Below are 22,622 nucleotides of genomic sequence, written 5' to 3'. Positions count from 1 at the left end.
GGTGCCGGTTAGCCGTTGGAGCGCCAAAACAAAAGGGGCGCGGAAAGGTCTCCCCTTCCGCGCCCCTCGATGTCCGTCAGGTCGGGCTGGTGTTACGCAGCGACCTTGGCATCAAGCGCGGCCTGGGCCTGCGCGATGATGGCCTTAAACGTTTCCGGTTCGTGCATCGCCATGTCGGCCATGATCTTGCGATCGATCTCGATGCCGGCAAGCTTGGTGCCGTGCATGAACACGCCATAGGTCAGGCCCTGTTCGCGCACAGCGGCGTTGATGCGCTGGATCCAGATGGCGCGGAAGCTGCGCTTCTTTACCTTGCGATCGCGATAGGCGTACTGGCCGGCCTTTTCGACGGCCTGCTTGGCGATGCGGATCGTGTTCTTGCGACGGCCATAATAGCCCTTCGCCTGTTCCAGGATCCGCTTGTGACGAGCGTGAGTCGTCGTACCACGTTTGACGCGTGCCATTTACCGGCCCTCCTACTTCAGGCCGTACGGCGCCCAGAGCTTGATCGTCGGAGTATCCGACTTGGCAAGCACCGAGGTTCCGCGATTCTGGCGAATATATTTTGCAGTGTGGCTGATCAGACGGTGACGCTTGCCAGCGACACCATGCTTGACCTTGCCGGACGCGGTGATCTTGAAGCGCTTCTTCACACCGCTCTTGGTCTTGAGCTTGGGCATTTCGTCTCCTGTGGACGCATCATTGAACAGCCACGGCAGCCCATTCAGCCGGGCGGTTCGGTCATGCGAAGGCGGGGCTATAACGATGCGGGGCCGGCAATGCAACCGGTGATCGGTTGTCGGGAGTCGGCACCGGCCCGCTCCCCCGCCCGGCCACCCAGTTCAGCATACTGTCGTTGGGCGGCCGGGCGGGGGAGCGGGCCGGTGCCGCCCTGGTCAAACAGCTCGCCCGACGATCCGGGTCACCGCCAGGCCGCCGGTGACATTGCCGATGGTGCGGAAGATGTCGGGGATGGTCTCGATCGCCAGCAGCAGCGGCAGCAGCGTCAGCGGCACGCCCATGGCAAGGCACACCGGCCCGACGACGGCAAAGAACGACACCTGCGCCGGCAGGCCGACCGCGGCAACGCTGACCGCCGCCGCCACCAGCGCGCCCAGCGCCAGCGTGGCAAGGCTCAGTTCGACGCCATGGACATGGCCGAGATAGATCGCCACGGCAATATTGGCGGCCGCACTCGACATGCGGAAGATGGAGACTGCCAGCGGCAGCACGATGCCGGCAGCGGCGCGATCGACGCCCAGCGGCGCCGCCGCCGCGATCATCGCGGGCAGCGATGCCAGCGACGACTGGGTGCTCATCGCGACGACCTGCGCCGGCAGCGCGGCCCGCCCGAAGGCCAGCGGTGACAGCCGCCCGGCCAGCGCCGCCGCCGCATAGGCAAGGGCGATGCCCAGCAGGCACGCCCCGATGACCATGACCATGTAATGGAGGAGCACGCCCGCCGCGCCGACGCCCGCGGTCAGCCCGACGCCGATCGCCAGCGCAAACACGCCGATCGGTGCCAGCCACAGCACCCAGCCGACGATGACCAGCATGGCCTGTGCCAGCCCCTTAAACACCGCCAGCAGTGCCTCGCGCAGCGGTGCATCGATGCGGCTGAGCGCGAACCCCATGAACATGGCGAACACCACCAGCGGCACCATCGCCGTGTCGGCGGCCGCGCGGAGCGGGTTGGTCGGGATGATATTGTCGAGCCAGGCGCCCGCCGCGCCCATATCGGGCGCAGGCCCCGCAGATCGCAGCGCACCGGCCTCCGCCGGCACCGGCCAGGCCGCCAGCGCCAGTGTCGTCGCTGCCGCGGCCGCCACGCACGCCAGCACCAGCAGGCCGGCGAACCACAGCATCGCTTGCCGGGCAACGCGTCCGCCGGCGCTCCCCGCCGCCCCGGCGATGCCGGTGACCAGCAGCGAGAACACCAGCGGCACCACGGTCATGGTCAGCGCGTCGATCCACAATTTGCCGACCGGTCGCGCGATCGCCACGACCGGCGCCGCGACATTGCTGCCGGCGATGGCAACACCCGTCGCCAGTCCGGCGGCCAGGCCGATGAGGATACGGGTCGATCGTCCCGGCATCCGGCCCGGCGGCCGCACCGGCGGCTTTGAAATGTCCATCTTCGCGCCTGATCCGTCGTTGCCCGAAAGGTTACGGGCAGTGCCGCGGACAGGTTCCCGCCCGGCGGTCCGGCGAAATTTTCGACCCTGCCGGAATGACGCGGAACCGGGCTATTCCTGCCCGGTTGTCAGCGGCATGGATACCGAAACTGCCACCACCACCGCTACTGCGCTCGATCCGGACGCATTGCTCGACCTGCTGGGCTGGCTCGACCGTGCCGGCTATGACTTCGTGCCGCCGGCGCCGGCCACCCATGCCAACCGGCTGGCCGGTGCCGAGCTGCCGCCGGCCAGCGATACCCGCGAGATTCTGGGCTGGAGCCGCAGCTTCGACCCGCGCCGCGCTGACCCGGCGCTGGTCGATCGCCTGGCAGCGGCCGGCGCACTCCAAAACGCCGACGATGGCCAGCGCAGCCGCTTCCGGGTCGCCCGCGTCCGCGGTCGGCTGTTCCTGCATTCGGCCTATCCGACCAGCGCCGCCAACAGCGTGTTCCTCGGCCCTGACAGCTATCGCTATGTCGACCTGATCGACCGGCAGCTGCCGCACTGCCCGGCCGCCGGTCGCTATGTCGATATCGGCACCGGGTCGGGCGTGGCGGCGATCGTCACCGCGCTGGCGCGGCCGGCGGCGGAGGTGTTCGCGACCGATCTCAATCCGGCGGCGCTGGACCTTGCCCACATCAACGCCCGCCACGCCGGCGTCGATGTGACGTTTATCGAGGGGCGGGGTCTTGCCGGCACGCCCGACGGGCTCGACGTCGTCATGTCGAACCCGCCATTCATGATCGACCCCGAGGCGCGCCTGTACCGCGACGGCGGCGGCATGCATGGGCTGCAGGTCGCCTTCGACATGGCGCAGGAGGCGATGGCCCGGCTGGCCCGCGGCGGCCGGCTGGTGCTGTTCACCGGCAGCCCGATCATCGCCGGCGCCGATCCGTTTCGCGCCGCGCTGGCCGACGCCGTTGCTGCCGCTGGCCAGCGTCTCGACTATCGCGAGCTCGATCCCGATGTCTATGGCGAGGAACTGCTGACGCCGGCCTATGCCGGCGTTGATCGCATCGCGCTCGTGGGGGCTATTGTCGTCCGCAGCTAACGCGCCGCCTCCATCTGGCGGAAAATCTCCGCCTCGCGCGGGCGGTACAGCGTACCGTCCTTGCGGATGAGGTCATGAAACCAGATTGTCGGCGGCTGCAGCGTATAAGGGCGTTCCCAGCTGTCCCAGGGCAGCGTCGTCTGGATGCGGCCCTCGACAAGGCCCCAGTTGACCATGGCGACCTTTTCGCGCCGGGCGATCGGCAGGATGGTGTCGACGTTGGAGCCGTTGCCGCGCGCCAGCCATTCGGTGCACAGCAGCGGCCGGCCATAGAGGCGCAGCTGGCGGATGCGCGCCTCGAACTGTTCGGGCCATTCGTAATTGTGGAAACTGATGACGTCGGACTGCGCCACCTGCACCTGCTGGATGGGGGTCAGCTTGTTCGCGGCGGGCGACCAGTCCTCCCCGATCCACAGCCCGCTGGTCAGCGGCTGGCGGGGGCGCTTGGCGCGCGCCCATTGGAAGACCTGGGGCAGGAGCTGCTCGATGCGTGTCCGCTCCTCGGCGAGCTGCGAGGCGTTGTAGCTGCCGCCGCCCGGGTTGTCGGGCTCGTTCCAGACGTCCCACGCCAATACGCGATCGTCGTTACCGAAGCTGCCGACGATATCCTCGACATAGGCGCGCAGCCGGGCATCCTGGCCGGGATCGACCAGCGCCGTGCGGCTCGGCCCCTGCACCCAGCCGCTGTTGTGGACGCCGGGGATCGGCGGCCGCTGCGGGCCGATGACGGGATCGGGGTCCCAGCAGCTGTCGAACAGGACGAAGATCGGCCGGATGCCGTGGCGGCCGGCGATGGTCAGGAAGGCGTCGATGCGCTTCTTGAGGCCTTCGGGGTCCTGCTGCCAGGCGAGGTCGTGGAGATAGACCCGCATCGTGTTCATGCCGAACTGCTGGCGGGCGATGCCCAATTCGCGGTCGATGGTTTTCGGATCGAAGGTCGCCGCCTGCCACATCTCGAGCTGGTTGATGGCGGTGGCGGGGATGTAGTTGGCACCGACGATCCACGGCTGCTTGTCGTACCAGCGCTGCGCCTGTGCGGGCGTCCAGCGTGTGGCACTCGCCGCTTCTGTCTGGGCGACGGCAGGGGCGGCGAGCGGCGCCTGCACGGCCAGCGCGAGGGCAAGGAACAGGGCGGAACGCGGCATCGTCACTTCACCATTGGAAAGCGGAACAGGATCGTGTTGCGATAGGTCTGGCCGGGATCGAGCCGCACCGATCCGAACGCCGGCCGGTTGGGCGTGTCGGGGAACATCTGCGGCTCCAGCACCACGGCATCGCCCTGACGATACAGCCGCCCCGATTTGCCGACGACGCTCGCATCGAGGAAATTGCCCGAATAGAATTGCACGCCGGGCTGGTTCGACAGCACTTCCAGCACGCGGCCGCTCACCGGCTCCTCGACCCGTGCCACCAGGCGGGGCGCGGCGGCGACCTTGCGATCGATGACCCAGTTGTGGTCATAGCCCTTGCCGAAACGGATCTGCTCGTCGCCGGCGTCGCGGACTCGTGCACCGACGGGCGTGGGCTTGCGGAAATCGAACGGCGTGCCGGCGACGGAGCGGAACTCGCCGGTCGGGATGGCGGTGGCGTCGGTGGGGTTGAAGGTGTCGGCCGGAATGGTCAGCACATGGCCCATGGCGCCGCCGGGGCTGCCTTCGCCGGCGAGGTTCCAATAGGCGTGGTTCGACAGGTTGACGAGCGTCGGCTTGTCGGTCGTGGCGGTATAGTCAATGGCGATGGCGCCGCCGTCCAGCGCATAGCGGGCGGTGACGGTGACGGTGCCGGGATAGCCCTGGTCGCCATCGGGGCTGGTCATGCCCAGCGTGACGGAAGGGCTGTCGCCGCCGGTCGTCGACAGCACCCGCCACAGTTTCTTGTCGAAGCCCTCGGTACCGCCGTGCAGCGAATTGGGCCCGTTGTTGACCGGCACCCGGTACGCCTTGCCGTCGAGCGTGAACTTGCCACCGGCGATGCGGTTGGCGACGCGGCCGACGACGACGCCGAAATATTCGGACTTGGCGAGATAGCCGGCAAGGTCGTCGTAGCCGAGTGCGACGTCGACCAGCTTGCCGGCGCGATCGGGCACCAGCACCGACTGGATGCCGGCGCCCCAGGTGATGATCCGCACCGTCAGGCGCCCGTCGCTGAGCGTAATCGCCTCCACGGCGCGGCCATCGGGCAGGGTGCCGAAGGGCTTGCGCTCCGGAGTCGCCGCCGTTGCGCCGCTCGCCATCACCACCGCCAATGCTCCCGCCATCATCGTTTTCCGCATGCTATCGCCTTGCCGCTGCCGTCGCAGCCCTTATCATGGACGAGGGGACGCCTGTTGTCGTGGAGCGCCTGGTGTTTTTCGCGTTGCTTGCCGCCGCCGTCGCGGCCCCCGCGCCGGTCATCCGCGCCGATTTCCCCGATCCGTTCCTGCTGGCTGTCGGCAGCCGCACGCTGGCCTTCGCCACCAACCACGGCGACACGAACGTCCAGGTCGCCATCTCCGCCGACCTGAAGGATTGGCGCCGGCTGCCCGATGCGCTGCCGACGCTGCCGAAATGGGCGCGGCGCGGCTTCACGTGGGCGCCGGAGGTCATCGCCGTCGCCGACGGTTATGTGCTGTATTTCACCGCCCGCGATGCCGCGTCGGGGCTGCAATGCATCGGCGCCGCCACCGCCCGCGACCCGCGCGGGCCCTATGCGCCGCACGGCGCAGCGCCGCTGGTCTGCGACACGGCGCGCGGCGGCAGCATCGACCCCAGCCCGTTCCGCGACGCCGACGGCCGGCTGTACCTTTATGTCAAGAACGACGGCAACCATCCGCGCTTCAACCTGCCCACCGAGATCATCGCGCAGCCGCTGACCGCCGACGGCCTGGCGCTGACCGGCGCGCCAGTGGCGCTGGTCCGCAACGATGCGGCCTGGGAGGGCCGGGTGGTCGAGGCGCCGACGATGATCCGCCACGACGACGCCTATGTGCTGCTGTTTTCCGCCAATGACTATGGCTGGCCGCGCGGTGCAGCGCTGTCGCCCTATGCCATCGGCTGGGCGCCCTGCGCCGGGCCGATGGGGCCGTGCCGCGATGCGCCGGCGAACCCGCTGCTCGCCAGCCGCGACGCCGCCGCCGGTTGCCTGTCCGGCCCCGGCCATGCCGCGGTGCTGCAGCGTCCCGGAGGCGATGTCATCGCCTTCCATGCCTGGTCGGCGACGGCGCGCTGCCGGCCGGATCGCGAGGCGCGCTTCCTGCACGTCTGGCCGCTGCGCTGGAATGGCGACGTGCCGGTCGTTGACGCGAAGTGACACCACCCTAGATGCGGACCCGGATGCCGAAGGAATAGATGCTTTCCTCATACCGCACGTCGCGTGGATAGCGCTCCGTCTCCGAGATGTTGCGGAAGTCGCGGAACGGCTTGCCGAGGATGTTGGAGATATCGAGCGCGAAGGTGATGCGCGGATCGGGCGTCACGTTGAACGACAGGTCGAGGCGCGAGATGCCCTGGGTGTATTCGCCGGCGATGCTGTTGCCGCCGGAGATAATCTCGAAATTGCGCGGGAAGTCCGAGCGATGGTTGTAGGCCAGCCGCGCCGAGATCAGCCCGCTCTCGTACAGGCCGACGATATTGTAGGTGTATTTCGACACCTCGTTGAAGCCGATGCGGGTGCCGGTCGGCAGGCCGAATTCATCGGGCAGGCCCTGGTCGCCGGTCAGATAAGTGAAGTTGCCCTGGATGCCGAAGTTGCGCAGCGGCTCGGGCACGAAATCGAAGTCGAAAAAGGTCGTCAGCTGGGCCTCGACCCCTTCGAAGCGACCATCGGCGCCGTTGCCGGGCCGGTCGATCCGCAGACTGCCGTAGACCGGATCGTCGACGAAAACGCGGAAGGTGTTGATGAACCCGGTGAAGTCGCGCCGGAACACGCCGACCGAGGCAAGCCCCGTGCGCGAGAAATAATATTCGAGGCTGGCGTCCCAATTGGTCGATTCGGTCGGCTGCAGGTCGGGATTGCCGCCGCGCGCGGTGCGGAAGCTGTTGCCGCCGGGTGGATCGATGATAAGGCCGGGGTTGAGGTCGCCGAAATTGGGCCGCGTCCGGGTCTTGGACCAGGCGAGGCGCAATTGCAGCTTGTCGGTAAAGCCGGCGCGCAGCGAGGCGCTGGGCAGGTAATCCCAGTACGCGGTGTTTGCGACCGTCGGCACGAAGCTTTCGCCATTGGCATCGATCACCCGCGACGTGCCCAGCAGCTGGTTTTCGGTGCGCACCGCGCGCAGGCCCACGGTGCCGTCGATCGGGAAGCCGAAGTCGAAGGCATATTTCGCCTGGCCATAGATGGCATAGCTCTTTTCCTGCGCCGTGAAGGCCTGCAGCGGATCGGGCGTCGGCAGGCCGGGGGCGAAACCCGCAACCTGGCGCAGCTGCGCGACATTGGCGCGGATGCTCTCGCGCGTCGCCGATGCCCAGACCCGCTGCGGCTGGATATCGCTGCCGCGAAAGCCGGCCTGTGTCGTCGCGATGGTGACCGGCAATGATGACAGCGGCAGGCGCTGGCCTTCCGCCGGGGCATAGCGCTCGGCATTCTCGAAACTGCCCTGCCGGTCGGTGAAGCGGCCGCCGAACTGGATGGTGGGAATGAAGTCGAGGCCGGTCTGCCATTCGAGATCGGCGCGCGCCTGCCAGTCGTCGCCGCGGGCGATGAGGTTGCGATCGAAAAAGCCGCGATAGATGAAGTTGGCGGGATCGGTCAGGTCGAAGCCGGGAAAGTTGAATTCCGCGCCGCCGGCGCCGCGCGGCACGTCGAAATCGACCTCGACCGTCGGCGCCCGGGCCAGCGCATAGTCGAAGCTGTAGATCGACAGATCGAAACGGCTCTGGGTGCGCGCCACGTCGAACGTCAGCTTCAGCCGGTCGGTGGTCCAGGCGCCGCCGACGGCATATTGGTAGGTGTCGGTCTTTTCATCGGTCGCGCCCTGGAAGCCGTCGGGCCGGTTGGTGCCGGTCGCGGTCACGCTTTGCGCGCTGGTGCCGCCGGGGCGCAGCACGACGTTGGTGAACTGGGGCGGCGGGGCGCCACCGGGGCCGAACAGTGGCACGAACAGGTTGCGGTCGCTGACCTCGCGGCGAAAGCCCTGGAACAGGAAATCGCCGTAGAATTCCAGATTGTCGGTCGGTTTCCATTGCACCGCGGCGTTGACCGACGGCCGCTGGCGATAGCCGGGCGACTGGAAGATGCCGACGGCATCGGGAAAGCGGAACGGCGCCTGGGCGCTTTGTTCGGGTGACGCGGTGGCAATGGCGCCGCTGTCGAAGCGCGCCGAATCGAGGTAGCGCAGCCGGGTGTACGACACGTTGACCAGCGCGCCGACCTCGCCGATGCCGGTGTCCCAGCGATTCGACACCAGCAGGTTGCCGTTCCAGTCGAGCGATTGCGACTGGGTGGCGAGGGTGGTGTTGAAGGCGCCGGCGATCTCCAGCCCGTCGAAATCGAAGGGCCGCCGCGAGCGCACGTTGATGAGGCCGGCAAGGCCGGGTTCGACCAGGTTGGCGGTCGACGACTTGAACACTTCCAGCGCGGCGACACCGCCGGCGGGGAAATCCTGGGTGGCGACGACGCGCTGTTCGGCGGTGAAGATCTCGCGGCCATTGTAGGTCGTGGTGAACTGCGGCAGGCCGCGGATGCGCACCTGCTGGGCCTCGCCGTTGCGGCGGTCGACCTGGACGCCGGTGATGCGGGCAAGCGAATCCGACACGTTGATGTCGGGCAGCTTGCCGATGTCCTGGGCGACGATGGCGTCGACGATCTGGTCGGCGTTGCGCTTGATGCCCTGCGCCGATCGCAGCGACTGGCGGAAGCCGGTGACGACGATGGTTTCGTCGCTGCTGTCGCCGGCGGCGGCGGTCTCGGTGCCCGCGGCCGGGGTGCCGGCCTGGCTGCCGGCGGCGGGGCCGGTCGGCGGCACCGTGCCGGCCTGGTCAGGGACGCTTTGCGCGGCGGCGCCGGTTGCCAGCAACAACGAGCACGCCGATCCGTAAAGAAAGCGGTAACGCATCGCCAAATACCTCCCGTTAACACTTGGTCTTTCTTCGAAGACCTGGAGGACGACTTAGCCGAAGCGTGCCGGGTGCGACAATGACTACGCAGTATTACACACGCGTAACATCGCCGCATTGTTGTTTTATTGCATCATCCGATCACCACCAGGTGGCGTAAAGGGCGATGAGTATCGCGACGATGCCGACGGCAGCGATGTTGAAACCGGCGGTCGTGCCATAGTCGACATCGTCGGTGCGGATGTGGTTGGTCGCGGTTGCCCGCGGCCGCGCCAGCGACACCACGACCGCCAGCGCCAGCGCCAGCAGGAACACGATGCCCATCCGGTCCATGAACGGTACGCCGGGCACCAGTGCTTTCATCGCCACCGACAGCCCGAACGAGCCGATGGTGGCGGCCAGCGCCCCGGCCTCGGTCGCCGGTTTCCAGAACAGGCCCAGCAGGAAGATGACGACGATGCCCGGCGTGAAGAAGCCCGTGTATTCCTGGATATACTGGAACGCCTGGTCGAAGCTGCCGAGCAGCGGCCGCGCCGTGACGATGGCGAGGCCGATGGCGACGACGGCAGCGATGCGACCGACCTTGACGAGGTGGCGGTCGCTGCCCTCCGTCGCCTTGTAGCCGGCGCGCTGGGCATAGATGTCGAGGGTGAAGATCGTCGCCACCGAATTGATCTTGGACGCCGTCGACGCGATGATCGCTGCCACCAGGGCGGCGAACACCAGCCCGAGCAACCCGGTAGGCAACAGCCGCATCATCGTCGGATAGGCCTCGTCGGGGCGGGCGAGATCGGGCGCCAGCACGACCGCGGCGATGCCCGGCAGCACGATGATGACCGGCATCAGCAGCTTGAGGAAAGCCGCGAAGACGACGCCCTTCTGGGCTTCCTTCAGGCTCTTGGCGGCGAGCGCGCGCTGGATGATATACTGGTTGAAGCCCCAATAGCTCAGGTTGGCGATCCACATGCCGCCGACCAGCACCGAAATGCCGGGAAGATCCTTGTAGAAGGGATTGTCGCGCGACAGGATCATGTCGAAATGTTCGGGCAGCCGGGCGCTGAGCGTGGCGAAACCGCCAAGAATGCTGCCGCCGCCGATCTGCCCGAGCGTCAGCGCCGAGATGACGAGGCCGCCGAAGACGAGGAGGCTGACCTGGACGATATCGGTCAGCGCCACCGCCTTCAGCCCGCCGCGGAGCTGGTAGAGCAGGGCGAACAGCCCGAGGCCGACCAGCGCAATATCCTGCGGCACGCCGGCGACTTTCGTGACCGCGATGGAGCCGAGCCAGATGATCGAGGTCAGGTTCACGAAGACGTAGAGGCCGAGCCAGAACACCGCCATCAGCGTGCGGATGCGGGTGCCGTAGCGCCGTTCCAGGAACTGCGGCATCGTGTAGATCTCGTTCCTGAGGAAGATCGGCAGGAAGAACTTGCCGACGATCAGCAGCGTCGCCGCCGCCATCCATTCATAGGAGGCGATGGCGAGGCCAATGGCATAGCCCGAGCCCGACATGCCGACGATCTGTTCGGCCGAGATGTTGGCGGCGATCAGCGAGGCGCCGATCGCCCACCAGGGCAGCGACTTCGATGCGAGGAAGTAATCCGACGAGCCCTTTACCTCGCCCTTCTTGTCGCGTGAGACATATTGGGCGAGACCGAAGATGCCGATCGCGTAGGCGATGACGACGGCGATATCGACGGGGGCCAGCATGGTCGGTCATCCCTTTATGCCCGGGGCAACGTGTCCGGGGCCCCTGGCAACAGGTGTCGCGATTCGACAGGGCGGCACGATTCATCGCTGCGCGGCGGAAGGCAAGTCGTGGCCGACATCGTTCCGCCGCCGTTGATGATCATGCGGCGCGACAGGAAATTCGGTCGGCGCAAGGAACTTGCCGGGGGCGGCATGCGCTTTGAAGGCGCAACCAGTGGAGATGCAAGATGTCCGATGCCCCCGAAGACCTGATGGACCTGTACGTCGACGAGCTGAAGGACCTGTGGTCGGCCAATGACCAGATGCTGCGTGCGCTCAAGCGGATCGGTGCCGAGGCCAGCGACGATACGCTGAAGGAGATGCTGGAGAATTCGCAGGAAGGTATCGGCCGTCATACCGACATGTTGAAGGATCTGATCGCCGAACAGGGCGAGGAGGTCGAAAAGGAGCATTGCCGCGGCATGCAGGGCCTCGTCGCCGAAGCGATCAAGCATACCATCGACGATGCGCCGGAAAAGGGTCCCGTCCTCGACGCCCAGATCATCGCCCAGTATCAGCGCATGAGCCATTACGGCATCGCCGGTTTCGGCACGGCGGCTGCCTATGCCGAAGCGCTCGGGCTCGAGGATGATGTCGAGGACCTGAAGGCGGCTACCGGCGAGATTTATGGCGCCGACCAATATGCCACCAAGCTTGCCGAGACCTCGATCAACATCGAGGCGAAGGACGCCTGATCCAACGGCGGGCCGGTCAGCCGATAATCGGCTTCCGGCCCCCATGGGAACCGACCGCACGCTGCAGCGGCAGCGTGCGGTCAGCAACGTCGATGGCGCCGCGTGCATCGCGAGCAGGCGCCGGCTGCCCTGCCGGACTCGCGCAGCACGGCCACCACCAGCCGCAGGACGGCGAGGGTTGTGGACAGTCCTTGCGGCGATCGTTTTGGAGTTGGTTTTCGTATCGACGCTGGAAAGCAACGCCGTAGCATATCGGCTGTTGCGGAGGCGGCATGAAATCGAATGGCGCCGGCGCGCGTTACGCGCCATGACATGACAATGCACAATCCCCGGGCGATGAAGATGGAGCAGTTCACCCGCTTCGACCCTGACGAGCGAGAGCGGCGCGATGCCCCGGTCACCGGTCGCCGGCGCAGCCATTCCGTCGGCGACGACATCATCGCCGATGGCGCCCATGCCGCGGTCTGCCGTGCCCTGCTCAGCGGTCGCCGGCGACCTGCCGTGACGGCGTCAGCGGAACGATTCGGGGCGGCCGGGCGTAAATGACGATGGACCTGTCCCCAGCCAGCCAGCCCCCGGTGCCTGCAGACCGATCGATCGCCCGCCAGCGTTGGCGACGCGTGGCGATCGGCGTCGGCGTCGTTGTTGCCGTGTTGCTCGGCCTCTATGTCTACCAATATGTCACCAAGGGCCGGTTCTGGCGCAGCACCTTCGAGCGCATGGTTTCGGAACGCGCCGGGCGGCCGGTCCGGGTGGCGGGGGAATTCCAGCTCTACCTCGACCCGAACATCCGCTTTCGCGCCGACGGCCTGACGGTCGCCAACCCCGAATGGGCGGCGGCCGACCAATTCTTCACCGCCCGCACCATCGCCCTCGATGCCTCGCTGTGGCAGGCGATCTTCGGCGAGGTCACGGTCAACGACCTGGTCATCGACGGTGGCCGGCTCGCCCTGGAACGCCGCGCCGACCGCGCCAACACATGGACCTTCGGCGGTGGCGAGCTCGACATTCCCGACATCATCCGCGCTGCGGTCACCGACAGCCGCGTCGCGCTGATCGATGCCCCGACCCGAACCCGCCTCGACATTGCCATCGGCGATATCGCCGGCACGTCCGCGGGCACCCAGCGCATCAGCGGTCCGCTGACCTTTGCCGGCAAGGGTTCGACCCGCGGTGCGCCGATCAGCTTCGAAGGCCGGCTGACGACCCCGAACGAGGCGGTCGGCGGCGGTCGCCTCGGCCTCGATGTCGCCGGCACCATCGCCCGCACCCGCATCACCGTCGCCGGCACGCTGCCCGGTGCCACCCGCATCGACGGCGCCGACCTGAAGCTGACCGTGGCGGGGCGCAACCTGCAGGAACCCGGGCTGCTGTTCGGGGTCGTGCTGCCGGCGACGCGGCCGTATCGGCTCGCCGCCAACATGACCAAGCTCGATCGCGAGTTCCGCTTCACCAACCTCAACGGTCGCATCGGCGACTCCGATATTGCCGGCCGGCTGACCGCAACGGTGGCTCCGGAACGCCCTGCTGGCCAGCCGCCGGGGCGCTTCCGCATCGACGGCACGCTGACCAGCAAGACGCTCGACATCAAGGATGTCGGACCGCTGATCGGCTACAGCCCCGAACGGCTGGAGGCCGGCCAGGGCGTCGTCGTCAAGGTTGGGGGCCGTCCGCGGTTGATGCCCGACGCACCGCTGGCGACCGAGGCGCTGGGCAAGTTCGACGCCACCATCGATTATCGCGCCACCCGAGTGCGCACCGGCAAGTTGCCGTTCGACAACCTCAGGCTGCGGCTCGGCCTTGACGACCGGTTGCTGACGCTGTCGCCGATGGCGTTCGATATCGCCGGCGGCCGGTTGATTGCCAAGATCGGCATCAACGCCCGCAACGTGCCGGTGCTGACCGATTATGACATCCGGCTGACGCAGCTGCCGCTCGGCAAGCTGCTGACCGGCTTCAAGGTCGAGGATGCCGGCACCACCGCTTCGATTCGCGGCCGGCTGCAGCTGAAGGGCCAGGGCGATACCGTTCACAAGTCGCTGGCATCGGCCAACGGCCGCATCGCCTTTGTGGTGCCGTCGGGCATGCTGTGGGTGCGCAACATCGAACTTGCCGAGCTCGACCTGCAGAATTTCCTGACCGCGCTGATCGGCAAGAAGCTGAAGGAACAGCGCCAGATCAATTGCGGCATCGTCGCCTTCACCGTCTCCGATGGGCGCGCCATGGCCGATCCCATCCTGATCGATACCAACAAGACCGTGCTGCGCGGGCGTGGCGGCTTCAGCTTCAAGGACGAGGCACTGGCCATGTCGGTGGAAGCCGATTCCAAGCAGTTCAGCCTGTTTTCCGGCCAGTCGCCGATCGGCATCAACGGCTATTTCGCGGAGCCCGCGATCAATCCCATTTCCGGCGAGCTGCTGGCCCGCGCCGGCGCCGCTGCTGCCCTGGGCCTGGCGGCGACGCCGATCGCGGCGATCGCTGCCTTCATCGACCTGGGCGATGCCAAGGACGTCAACTGCACGCCGATCCTGGCGGCGCGACGCGACAACCCCGCCAGCCGGCGAGCCAATGCCAAGGCGAAGAACTAAGTCTTAGGCCCGCCCGGCGGTGGCGCTCAGCTGCCCGACCGCGATGCCGAGCCCGCGATAGGCGCTCGCCCAGCGCTCGTCGCTCGCCGTGTCGAACAGCAGCGCGGTGTCGCCCGGCGCCAGCTGCCAGCCGTGCCGCGTCAGCTCCGTCTCGAGCTGGCCGCCGGCCCAGCCGGTATAGCCCAGCGCCGCCAGCCAGTGCCGCGGGCCCTTGCCGGCGGCGATGTCGCGCAGGATGTCGACGGTCGAGGTCAGCGCCCATTTGCCATCGACGTTGATGGTGCTCTGTCCCTCGTATTCAGGGCTGTGCAACACAAAGCCGCGGCCGGGCTCGACCGGGCCGCCGACCAGCACGCGGGCATCGATGGGCGTCGCGCCCGGGTCGATGTCGAGCTGTTCCATCAGCTCGCGCACCGTCAGCGAATCATGGGCATGGTTGACGACGAGGCCGAGCGCGCCGTCGCTGTCGTGCACGCACATGGCGATGACGCTGCGCTCGAAGCGCGGGTCGCCGATGCCGGGCATCGACAGCAGCAACTGGCCGACAAGGAAGGGAGGCGCGTCCATATCCCTACAGTAGGTCGTGGACGCGCAAATGCCAGACCCCGGTGATCGGCGATCGGGCCGGACGCGGCGTTACGGCGCTGGACGCTGCCTGTCGCCGGGGCTATCGCAAGGGCACATTCCGCGCCATCGTGATAAAAGGATCCGAACAATGACCATCAAGGTTGGTGACAAAATTCCGTCGGCAACGCTGGTCAAGGCGACCGACGCCGGCCCCGAGCCGATCACCACCGAGGCGCTGTTCGGCGGTCGTACCGTGGCGCTGTTCTCGGTGCCGGGCGCCTTCACGCCGACTTGCTCGGCCAAGCACCTGCCGGGCTTCGTCAGCAATGCCGAGACCATCCGCCAGCATGGCGTCGATGAAATCGTCTGCCTGTCGGTCAACGACGCGTTCGTGATGGGCGCCTGGGGCAAGTCGGCCAATGCCGGCGACAAGGTGACGATGGTCGCCGACGGCAGCGCCGATTTCACCAAGGCATTGGGCCTGGAGATGGACGCCAGCAAGTTCGGCATGGGCATCCGCGGCCAGCGTTTCTCGATGATCGTCAAGGACGGCGTCGTTACCCATCTCAACGTCGAGGACCCGGGCGCCTTTGCCGTGTCGTCGGCCGAGCACCTGATGGGCCAGCTGGCCTGAAGGCGGCAGGCGGGAGCCAGCCCATGGGCGCTATTGCGGGCGCGGCCCGGGGCGTTACCCGCCGCAACCTGCTGATCGCCGCCGGCGTCGGCACCGGGCTGGCCATCGGCTGGGCGGCCTGGCCGCGGCGGCGCGCGATCGGCTGGGCGGCGGGCGAGGGCGAACAGGTCATCAATGCCTTCATCAAGGTCGGCGCCGACGGCCGGGTCACGGTCGCCGTGCCGCAGGCCGAGATGGGGCAGGGGGTCTGGTCGGGCCTTGCCCAGATCGTCGCCGACGAACTGGGTGCCGACTGGCGCGCCGTGGGTGTCGAGCCGGCGCCGCTCGGCCCCGAATATGCCAATCATGGCGCCTTCAACGACCAGCTTGCCGGGCTGCCCGCGGCGATGCAGGGCCTTGCCGGCTGGGGTGCGACGAAGGTCGTCGAATATCTCGAATTCCAGATCACCGGCGGCAGCACCTCGATCCGCGGCTTTGAATCGCCGCTGCGCCACGCCGGCGCCGCGGCGCGCGAGATGCTGTGCCGCGCCGCCGCCCGGCGCTGGGATGTCGACTGGGACGCGTGCGACACCGCCGGCGGCTTTGTCATCCACAAGGCCAACCGCATCGCCTTTGCCGACATCGCCGGCGACGCCCGGCTGGAGGATGCCCCCGACGAACCGGTGCTGCGGGCCAGGCCCATGCTGGTCGGCAAGCCGGTACTGCGGCTCGATATCCCGGCCAAGACCGATGGCTCGGCGCGCTTCGGGGCCGATGTCCGCCTGCCGGGTATGCGCTATGCCGCCATCGCGCAGGGACCGATTGGCGCGCGGCGGACCGCGATCGACCGTTCGGCGCTGCCTGCCGGTACGCGGCTGGTCGAGGGACCGGGCTTTGTCGCCGTCGTCGCTGACGGCTGGTTCGCCGCGAAAACCGCGCTCGAGGCCGTGAAGATCAGCCATGCCGCCGCCGCCAACCCACCCGGGCCCTGGCTCGAGGCCGGGTTGAAGGCAGCGCTCGACGCCGACGGCACCGAAGTGCGCAGCGAGGGCAGCATCGGCCCCGCCAGTGGCACCGGATCGATCACTGCCGACTATACCTTGCCCTTTCTCGCCCACGCCTGCCTGGAGCCGATGACGGCGACGGCGCGGATCGAGAACGGCACGTGCGAGGTCTGGGCGCCGACCCAGTCGGCCACGATCGCCACCTGGGGTGTCGCGCGGGCGCTCGACATCGACGCCGCCGATGTTGTCGTCTATCCGACGCTGCTCGGCGGCGGCTTTGGCCGCAAGGTGGAGATGGATGCCTGTGTCCAGGCGGCGCTGATCGCCAGGGCGGCCGGCGCCCCGGTCCAGCTGATCTGGAGCCGCGAGGAGGATTTCGGCCATGACATGTGGCGCCCCGCGGTGGCTGCCCGGTTGCGCGGCAGCGCCGGCCCCGGCGGTATCGGCGCCTGGGATGCGCATATCGCGGTGCCCGACATCGGCGCCGGCTTTACGGCGCGCAACGTGCCGGCGGTCGCCGGTGAACCCAGGGCCGGCGCCGGGGCGATCGAAGGCGCCGTCGCCATGCCCTATGCCATCGATGGCGTCCGCGTCGTCCACAGCCTGGCCGACTGCAACGTGCCATTGGGCTTCTGGCGCTCGGTCGGCCACAGCTTTACCGGCTTCATCGTCGAAAGTTTCGTCGATGAACTCGCGGTGTCGGCCGATGCCGATCCGGGCGCCTTCCGTCTTGCGATGCTCAAGGACCAGCCGCGCCATGCCGCCGTGCTGCGGGCCGTGCTGGCTGCCGGCGGGCCGCTGGGCCGCGTGTCGCCCGGCGTCGGCCGCGGCGTCGCGCTGGTCGAAAGCTTCGGCAGCATCGTCGCCCAGGTGGCGGAGGTCCAGCTGGTCGATGGCGCACCGCCGCGCGTCACCCGGGTCTGGGCAGCGGTCGATTGTGGCCGCGTCATCAACCCCGACACGGTGCGCGCGCAGGTGGAGGGCGGCATCATCTATGGCCTGACCGCGGCGCTGCACGGCCGGGTCACCTTTGCCGCCGGGGAGGCGGGGCAGCGCAATTTCGATACCTATCCCTTGCTGACGTTGGCCGATGCGCCGGCGATCGAGGTCATCATCATCGCTTCGAACGAAAACCCCGGTGGCATCGGCGAGCCGGGCACGCCGCCGATCGCCCCGGCGGTCGCCAACGCCATCTTTGCCGCAGGCGGTGGCCGCCGCCGCGACCTGCCGCTGGTGACGGCATGAACAGCGCCTTTCCCAACCCGCAGCCGGCGGCGAGCCTGTTGCCCGACGGCCACCCGACCGCGCGCGTCGGCCGGGTCGGCGTGCTGCTGGTCAATCTGGGCTCCCCCGATGCGCCCGATGTGCCATCGGTAAAGCGCTTCCTCGGTGAATTCCTGTCGGACCCGCGCGTCATCGAGATTCCGGCGTTCGTCTGGAAGCCGATCCTCAATCTCCTCATCCTCAACATCCGGCCGCGAACGACGGCTGCCAACTATGCCAAGGTGTGGACGCCGGAAGGATCACCGATCACCGCGATCACCCGGCGCCAGGCGGAAGCCCTGCAGGGTGCCTTCGGCCCGCAGGTCGTCGTCGACTGGGCGATGCGCTACGGCACGCGCTCGATCGGCGAACGGCTGCAGGCGCTGATGGAGCAGGGCTGCGACCGCATCGTGCTGGCGCCGCTGTATCCGCAATATTCGGCGGCGACGAATGCGACCGTCGTCGATGCCGCCAATGCCGCCATCGCCGGATGGCGCTGGCAGCCGGCGCTGCGCACGCTGCCGCCCTATTACGACAATCCCGATCATATCACGGCGCTGGCCGCCGGCGTGCGCGACGGCCTGGCCAAGCTGGATTTCGAGCCGCAACTGATCGTCACCAGCTTCCACGGCATGCCGCAGCGGACGCTCGATCGCGGCGACCCCTATCACTGCCAGTGCCTGAAGACCGGGCGGCTGCTGCAGGCGGAGCTGCAGCTGCCGGTGAAGGTGACGTTCCAGTCGCGCTTCGGCCGCGCCGAATGGCTGCGCCCCTATACCGACGGCACGCTGGAAACACTGGCGGCGGAGGGCATCACCCGCATCGCCGTCGTCTGCCCCGGATTTTCGGCCGATTGCCTCGAAACGCTCGAGGAAGTGGCGATGGAAGGCCGCGAGACCTTCCTCGAACACGGCGGCACGCATTTCGCCTATCTGCCCTGCCTCAACGACACGCCGGTCGGCATCGACATGTTGCGCGCTTTACTGGCGCGGGAACTTGCGGGCTGGGTGTAAGCCGCTAGTGTCCGTTCATCGAGCTCATCAATGGGCCGGGGAGAGACGGATATGGCACGGACGGCAATTGTTACCGGCGGCACGCGCGGCATCGGGGAGGCGATCTGCCTCGCGTTGAAGGCCGAAGGCGTCAGCGTCGCGGCGAATTACGGCGGTGACGACGCCAAGGCGGCGGCCTTTACCGAGCGCACCGGCATTCCGGCCTTCAAATGGAACGTCGCCGATCACCAGGCCTGCCTCGATGGCGTGGCGGCAGTGGAGGCGGCGCTGGGCCCCATCGACGTCGTCGTCAACAACGCCGGCATCACCCGCGACGGCACGCTGATGAAGATGAGTTACGAGGCCTGGGACGAAGTCATCCGGGTCAACCTCGGCGGCTGCTTCAACATGGCCAAGGCGACATTCACCGGCATGAAATCGCGTGGCTTTGGCCGCATCGTCAACATCGGCAGCATCAACGGCCAGGCCGGGCAATACGGCCAGGTCAACTATGCCGCCGCGAAATCGGGCATCCACGGCTTCACCAAGGCACTGGCCCAGGAAGGCGCGCGCTTCGGCATCACCGTCAACGCCATCGCGCCGGGGTATATCGACACCGACATGGTCGCCGCGGTGCCGGCCGACGTGCTCGAAAAGATCGTCGCCAAGATACCTGCCGGCCGGCTGGGGCAGGCGCAGGAGATCGCGCGCGGGGTCGTCTTCCTGATCGGGGAGAATGCCGGATTCGTGACCGGCTCGACGCTGAGCATCAATGGCGGGCAGCATATGTACTGAGCAGCGCGGCCGGCGCGCATGGCGCAGCCAAGCGCGCGGACTCGCGCAAGCACGGCCAGCGCGGCGGTCGCCCCTCCGGCGACCGAACGCGTCTGACGTCGGCATGGGCTTTGCCCATGCCCTCATTCGCCGCCCCGTCTAGAAAATGACCCAGAAACACTCCCTCACCATCGCCGGCCACGCCACCTCGCTGACCCTCGAACCGATCTTCTGGGACGCGCTCAAGGCCGCCGCCGCCACCGAAGCCAAGCCGCTTGCCGCGCTCGTTGCCGAGATCGACGAGGCGCGGACCACCAACCTCAGCAGCGCAATCCGGGTCTGGCTCTACGAACGCGCGCTGTCGGGCCAGGACTGACGCGGCCCTTATCGCGCGGCCAGCCGGGCAAGCGGGTGGCTGCCGGCGCTGTTGGGCAGCCAGCCGTCGACGCGGCGGCTGACCAGCGCCCAGCGCACCGGCGTGAACAGCGGGATCAGCGGCGGCGCCGCCAGCAGCGCGGCCTCCGCCTCGGCCAGCAGGCGCGCGCGGTCGCCGGGCGCCGCGGCCCTGGCGGCGGCCAGCAGCGCGTCGGCGGCAGGGTTGCAATGCGGGCCGGCGCCGCAGCGAAAGCGCGACAGCAGCGCGGCGGCGTCGGGCACCGGCAGGCTCGCCTCGCGCACGGCGAGATCGAAATCGCCGCGCGCGACCAGCTTGTCATAGGGTTCGGCCTCGACGTCGGTCACCGCCAGCAGCACGTTGATGCGGGCCCAGTCGGCGCCGACCCGTTCCGCGACGGCGCGATGGTCGCGGCCGGGCGGCAGCAGCAGGACCAGCCGCAACGGCCGCTCGGCCGTCCAGCCGGCGGCGGCGAGCAGCTGCCGCGCCGCCAGCAACCGGCCGTCATAGTCCAGCCGCAGCCAGTCGGGCGTCGCGCCGGCCGGCGACGGCACCAGGCCGGTGGCCGGCTGGATGGTCGCGAGGCCGAAGCTGCCGGCCAGCGCCGGGCGATCGATCGCCATGGCCAGCGCGCGGCGGACGCCGGCATCGGCGGTCGGGCCGCTGCGGCTGTTGACCAGATAGCCATAGACGCCCCACAGCGGATCGAGCCGCAGCGCATCGGCGCGGGCGCCGACCCGGGCCTCGCCGAGGCCGGCCAGGCCTTCGCCGATGACGATGTCCTGGCGGCCGGCAACGAAATCGGCGACGGCGGCACGGGCATCGCTGCTGACGGCGATGCTGATTTCGGCCGGGCGCGCATCGGGCGAGGCGGCCATGGCAAAGCGCTTCAGCACGCGCAGCTCGGGCGGTCCGCTGGCGGCATAGGCGGCGAGCGTCGGCGGCGGTGTCGCCGATTTGCGCGGCGACGCGGCGCGCACCACGCCCAGCGCCGGTTCCGCCAGCCAGCCGAGCAGCAGCGGCGAGGGCGCATCGAGGCGGATTTCGACGACCCGGGCGATCGGTGCCAGCACGCCGAGCCGCGCGGCGGGGAGCGCGCGGCTGGCGATCGCGCCGGCGTTGGCGATCCCGGCGTCGATCGTCGCTGCCTCGCGGCGGCCGGCGGCGCGCCGGAATGCCGCCACGACATCATCGGCGACCAGCGGCTTGCCATCGCTCCATTTCACCGGCCGCAGCCGCAGGATCAGGCTGCGGCCATCGTCGACAAAGCGCCAGCTCGTCGCCAGCCCGGCCACCGTGTCGCCGTTGCCGTCGCGGGCGACGAGCGTGGGCTGGGTCGCCTCCGCCACCAGGCGCCGGGCGACGCCGCCGGGTCGATCGCCGCCACCAACGACGGTCACGGTCAGCCGGGCGCCTTCCGGCCGGTCGGGGCCGCACCCCGCCATGGCGAGCAGCACCATGGCCGGGACGGCAGCGATCGTGGGTGAGCGAAGCCCGGTCATCGTTCCGCTTCTAGCGCCGCTTGCCGCGGCAAAACCAGAGCTTCCTTGCCCCTGCCGACGCCGGACGTTAAGCCGGGTCATGCCTGCCGTACCCGCTGTTCCCGCCGTTCCCGACATCATCGCCCTGATCGGCAACACCCCACTGGTGACGCTGAAGGGCCCGAGCGCCGAAACCGGCTGCACGATCCTCGGCAAGGCGGAGTTCCTCAACCCCGGCGGCAGCGTCAAGGATCGCGCCGCGCTGTACATCATCGAGGATGCCGAGCGCCGCGGTACGCTGCTGCCGGGCGGCACCATCGTCGAGGGCACCGCGGGGAACACCGGCATCGGCCTCGCCGTCGTCGCCAGCGCGCGCGGCTACAGGACCGTCATCGTCATGCCCGAGACCCAGAGCCGGGAGAAGCAGGACACGCTGCGGGCGCTCGGCGCGGAGCTGGTGCTGGTGCCGGCGGCGCCCTATTCGAACCCGGCGCATTATGTCCACACCTCGCGCCGCATGGCGGAGGAGACGCCCGGCGCGGTCTGGGCCAACCAGTTCGACAATGTCGCCAACCGCATGGCGCACATCAAGACGACGGCGCCCGAGATCTGGGCACAGACCGAGGGCCGGGTGACGGGCTTTACCTGCGCCTGCGGCACCGGCGGCACGCTGGCGGGCGTGGCGATGGGGTTGCGCGCCGAAAACGCCGATGTGCAGATCGCGCTGACCGATCCCGAAGGCGCGGCGCTGTACGAATACTTCGCCAATGGCGAGCTGCGCAGCGAAGGTTCGAGCGTGTCGGAAGGCATCGGCCAGAGCCGCATCACGGCCAATCTCGAAGGGCTGGTGGTCGACGCCCAGTTCCGCATTCCCGATGCCGAGGGCCTCGATTGGGTCCGGCGCCTGAATGCGGAAGAGGGGCTGTGCCTGGGGCTGTCATCGGGCATAAATGTTGCCGGCGCCGTCCGCCTGGCGCGGCAAATGGGCCCGGGGAACGTTATCGTAACGATTCTTTGTGACTCGGGTTTACGTTATCTTTCAACGATTTACAATCCGGAATGGCTCGCTGCCAAGGGTCTCGCGCCGATCCGGTGACGACGCGCGCGGCGCAGTCTATCGACTCGGCGCCGCTGAATATCTATACGATGCCCTTAACGCGCACGTCTTGTGCATCGGGTTTGGCAATCGCCGGGCCCGATTGTCACGCCGCCCCGGCAACGATCCGGGTCGGTCCAACGACT

Annotated in this window: 20 protein-coding genes; 11 read left to right on the top strand and 9 right to left on the bottom strand. The window is 68.4% G+C overall.

What is annotated here, in order from left to right:
• Positions 1–92 precede the first annotated feature (92 nt).
• The 3 genes from rplT to ACP7AI_RS14325 all read right to left on the bottom strand — a co-directional run bounded on the left by rplT (position 93) and on the right by ACP7AI_RS14325 (position 2,135).
• Complete coding sequence (gene rplT, locus ACP7AI_RS14335; protein WP_426168698.1) at positions 93–464, bottom strand: 50S ribosomal protein L20; 372 nt, start codon at positions 462–464, stop codon at positions 93–95.
• A 12-nt stretch (positions 465–476) separates the two neighbouring features.
• A complete protein-coding gene (gene rpmI, locus ACP7AI_RS14330) occupies positions 477–680 on the bottom strand; it encodes a 50S ribosomal protein L35 (RefSeq protein WP_426168696.1) in 204 nt (67 codons plus the stop codon).
• Positions 681–896: 216 nt separating this feature from the next.
• Positions 897–2,135 carry a dicarboxylate/amino acid:cation symporter gene (locus ACP7AI_RS14325; RefSeq protein WP_426168694.1) on the bottom strand — a complete coding sequence of 413 codons (1,239 nt, stop codon included), beginning with the start codon at positions 2,133–2,135 and terminating at the stop codon, positions 897–899.
• Positions 2,136–2,271: 136 nt separating this feature from the next.
• On the opposite strand from ACP7AI_RS14325, the gene ACP7AI_RS14320 reads away from it, so the two are divergent.
• Complete coding sequence (locus tag ACP7AI_RS14320) at positions 2,272–3,228, top strand: methyltransferase (RefSeq protein ID WP_426168691.1); 957 nt, start codon at positions 2,272–2,274, stop codon at positions 3,226–3,228.
• On the opposite strand, the gene ACP7AI_RS14315 is transcribed toward ACP7AI_RS14320, so the two are convergent.
• Together ACP7AI_RS14315 and ACP7AI_RS14310 are read right to left on the bottom strand one after the other, a co-directional pair.
• A complete protein-coding gene (locus ACP7AI_RS14315; protein WP_426168689.1) occupies positions 3,225–4,373 on the bottom strand; it encodes a cellulase family glycosylhydrolase in 1,149 nt (382 codons plus the stop codon). The two genes, ACP7AI_RS14320 and ACP7AI_RS14315, sit on opposite strands and share 4 nt — an antisense overlap.
• Before the next feature lie 2 nt (positions 4,374–4,375).
• A complete protein-coding gene (locus ACP7AI_RS14310) occupies positions 4,376–5,500 on the bottom strand; it encodes an aldose epimerase family protein (protein WP_426168686.1) in 1,125 nt (374 codons plus the stop codon).
• Between the two features lie 35 nt (positions 5,501–5,535).
• Between ACP7AI_RS14310 and ACP7AI_RS14305 the strand changes: the two genes are divergently transcribed.
• Complete coding sequence (locus ACP7AI_RS14305; protein WP_426168683.1) at positions 5,536–6,516, top strand: glycoside hydrolase family 43 protein; 981 nt, start codon at positions 5,536–5,538, stop codon at positions 6,514–6,516.
• Between the two features lie 7 nt (positions 6,517–6,523).
• Here the strand turns inward: ACP7AI_RS14305 and ACP7AI_RS14300 are convergent, their stop codons facing one another.
• Positions 6,524–9,259, bottom strand: coding sequence for a TonB-dependent receptor (locus ACP7AI_RS14300; protein ID WP_426168680.1), 2,736 nt, complete (start codon positions 9,257–9,259; stop codon positions 6,524–6,526).
• Positions 9,260–9,401: 142 nt separating this feature from the next.
• Entirely contained in the window at positions 9,402–10,970 is a 1,569-nt protein-coding gene (locus tag ACP7AI_RS14295; RefSeq protein ID WP_426168677.1) for a sodium/sugar symporter, read from the bottom strand.
• Between the two features lie 227 nt (positions 10,971–11,197).
• On the opposite strand from ACP7AI_RS14295, the gene ACP7AI_RS14290 reads away from it, so the two are divergent.
• From ACP7AI_RS14290 to ACP7AI_RS14280, 3 genes are all read left to right on the top strand, one after another.
• Positions 11,198–11,704 (top strand): ferritin-like domain-containing protein, encoded by a 507-nt coding sequence (locus ACP7AI_RS14290; protein WP_426168675.1) that lies wholly within the window; start codon positions 11,198–11,200, stop codon positions 11,702–11,704.
• A 318-nt stretch (positions 11,705–12,022) separates the two neighbouring features.
• Positions 12,023–12,250, top strand: coding sequence for a hypothetical protein (locus ACP7AI_RS14285; RefSeq protein WP_426168673.1), 228 nt, complete (start codon positions 12,023–12,025; stop codon positions 12,248–12,250).
• A gap of 74 nt (positions 12,251–12,324) precedes the next feature.
• The gene (locus ACP7AI_RS14280; protein ID WP_426168670.1) at positions 12,325–14,292 is read left to right on the top strand and encodes an AsmA family protein; all 1,968 of its coding nucleotides are present in this window, start codon (positions 12,325–12,327) and stop codon (positions 14,290–14,292) included.
• 3 nt (positions 14,293–14,295) lie between these two features.
• On the opposite strand, the gene ACP7AI_RS14275 is transcribed toward ACP7AI_RS14280, so the two are convergent.
• Complete coding sequence (locus ACP7AI_RS14275) at positions 14,296–14,859, bottom strand: YqgE/AlgH family protein (RefSeq protein WP_426168668.1); 564 nt, start codon at positions 14,857–14,859, stop codon at positions 14,296–14,298.
• Between the two features lie 148 nt (positions 14,860–15,007).
• Here ACP7AI_RS14275 and ACP7AI_RS14270 point away from each other — a divergent pair, with 148 nt between their 5' ends.
• The 5 genes from ACP7AI_RS14270 (at position 15,008) to ACP7AI_RS14250 (ending at position 19,881) form a co-directional block, all read left to right on the top strand.
• Positions 15,008–15,493, top strand: coding sequence for a peroxiredoxin (locus ACP7AI_RS14270; RefSeq protein WP_426168666.1), 486 nt, complete (start codon positions 15,008–15,010; stop codon positions 15,491–15,493).
• Between the two features lie 23 nt (positions 15,494–15,516).
• Positions 15,517–17,721, top strand: a complete 2,205-nt coding sequence (locus tag ACP7AI_RS14265; protein WP_426168663.1) for a molybdopterin cofactor-binding domain-containing protein — start codon at positions 15,517–15,519, stop codon at positions 17,719–17,721.
• A complete protein-coding gene (gene hemH / locus ACP7AI_RS14260) occupies positions 17,718–18,752 on the top strand; it encodes a ferrochelatase (protein ID WP_426168662.1) in 1,035 nt (344 codons plus the stop codon). The genes ACP7AI_RS14265 and hemH overlap by 4 nt, the downstream gene beginning before the upstream one ends.
• A 51-nt stretch (positions 18,753–18,803) precedes the next feature.
• The gene (gene phbB, locus ACP7AI_RS14255; RefSeq protein ID WP_426168659.1) at positions 18,804–19,526 is read left to right on the top strand and encodes an acetoacetyl-CoA reductase; all 723 of its coding nucleotides are present in this window, start codon (positions 18,804–18,806) and stop codon (positions 19,524–19,526) included.
• Positions 19,527–19,671: 145 nt separating this feature from the next.
• A complete protein-coding gene (locus ACP7AI_RS14250; RefSeq protein WP_426168656.1) occupies positions 19,672–19,881 on the top strand; it encodes a ribbon-helix-helix domain-containing protein in 210 nt (69 codons plus the stop codon).
• Between the two features lie 8 nt (positions 19,882–19,889).
• Here the strand turns inward: ACP7AI_RS14250 and ACP7AI_RS14245 are convergent, their stop codons facing one another.
• Positions 19,890–21,401, bottom strand: a complete 1,512-nt coding sequence (locus ACP7AI_RS14245; protein WP_426168654.1) for an ABC transporter substrate-binding protein — start codon at positions 21,399–21,401, stop codon at positions 19,890–19,892.
• 79 nt (positions 21,402–21,480) lie between these two features.
• On the opposite strand from ACP7AI_RS14245, the gene ACP7AI_RS14240 reads away from it, so the two are divergent.
• A complete protein-coding gene (locus ACP7AI_RS14240) occupies positions 21,481–22,476 on the top strand; it encodes a cysteine synthase A (protein ID WP_426168651.1) in 996 nt (331 codons plus the stop codon).
• The last annotated feature ends 146 nt before the right edge of the window (positions 22,477–22,622 follow it).

The organism is Sandarakinorhabdus sp. DWP1-3-1 (genome assembly GCF_049896705.1).
GTDB lineage: Bacteria > Pseudomonadota > Alphaproteobacteria > Sphingomonadales > Sphingomonadaceae > Sandarakinorhabdus.
Note: the sequence above shows the minus strand (reverse complement) of the source record. Positions and strands in the feature narration are given on the sequence as shown.

Excerpts from the sequence above, each read along its gene's own strand:
- ACP7AI_RS14320 (WP_426168691.1), top strand. The coding sequence starts at position 2,272 with ATGGATACCGAAACTGCCACCACCACCGCTACTGCGCTCGATCCGGAC.
- ACP7AI_RS14275 (WP_426168668.1), bottom strand. The coding sequence starts at position 14,859 with ATGGACGCGCCTCCCTTCCTTGTCGGCCAGTTGCTGCTGTCGATGCCC.
- ACP7AI_RS14240 (WP_426168651.1), top strand. The coding sequence starts at position 21,481 with ATGCCTGCCGTACCCGCTGTTCCCGCCGTTCCCGACATCATCGCCCTG.
- ACP7AI_RS14270 (WP_426168666.1), top strand. The coding sequence starts at position 15,008 with ATGACCATCAAGGTTGGTGACAAAATTCCGTCGGCAACGCTGGTCAAG.
- ACP7AI_RS14325 (WP_426168694.1), bottom strand. The coding sequence starts at position 2,135 with ATGGACATTTCAAAGCCGCCGGTGCGGCCGCCGGGCCGGATGCCGGGA.
- phbB (WP_426168659.1), top strand. The coding sequence starts at position 18,804 with ATGGCACGGACGGCAATTGTTACCGGCGGCACGCGCGGCATCGGGGAG.
- ACP7AI_RS14305 (WP_426168683.1), top strand. The coding sequence starts at position 5,536 with ATGGACGAGGGGACGCCTGTTGTCGTGGAGCGCCTGGTGTTTTTCGCG.
- hemH (WP_426168662.1), top strand. The coding sequence starts at position 17,718 with ATGAACAGCGCCTTTCCCAACCCGCAGCCGGCGGCGAGCCTGTTGCCC.
- ACP7AI_RS14310 (WP_426168686.1), bottom strand. The coding sequence starts at position 5,500 with ATGCGGAAAACGATGATGGCGGGAGCATTGGCGGTGGTGATGGCGAGC.
- ACP7AI_RS14290 (WP_426168675.1), top strand. The coding sequence starts at position 11,198 with ATGTCCGATGCCCCCGAAGACCTGATGGACCTGTACGTCGACGAGCTG.
- ACP7AI_RS14245 (WP_426168654.1), bottom strand. The coding sequence starts at position 21,401 with ATGACCGGGCTTCGCTCACCCACGATCGCTGCCGTCCCGGCCATGGTG.
- ACP7AI_RS14265 (WP_426168663.1), top strand. The coding sequence starts at position 15,517 with ATGGGCGCTATTGCGGGCGCGGCCCGGGGCGTTACCCGCCGCAACCTG.
- ACP7AI_RS14250 (WP_426168656.1), top strand. The coding sequence starts at position 19,672 with ATGACCCAGAAACACTCCCTCACCATCGCCGGCCACGCCACCTCGCTG.
- rplT (WP_426168698.1), bottom strand. The coding sequence starts at position 464 with ATGGCACGCGTCAAACGTGGTACGACGACTCACGCTCGTCACAAGCGG.
- ACP7AI_RS14285 (WP_426168673.1), top strand. The coding sequence starts at position 12,023 with ATGCACAATCCCCGGGCGATGAAGATGGAGCAGTTCACCCGCTTCGAC.
- ACP7AI_RS14295 (WP_426168677.1), bottom strand. The coding sequence starts at position 10,970 with ATGCTGGCCCCCGTCGATATCGCCGTCGTCATCGCCTACGCGATCGGC.
- ACP7AI_RS14300 (WP_426168680.1), bottom strand. The coding sequence starts at position 9,259 with ATGCGTTACCGCTTTCTTTACGGATCGGCGTGCTCGTTGTTGCTGGCA.
- rpmI (WP_426168696.1), bottom strand. The coding sequence starts at position 680 with ATGCCCAAGCTCAAGACCAAGAGCGGTGTGAAGAAGCGCTTCAAGATC.
- ACP7AI_RS14315 (WP_426168689.1), bottom strand. The coding sequence starts at position 4,373 with ATGCCGCGTTCCGCCCTGTTCCTTGCCCTCGCGCTGGCCGTGCAGGCG.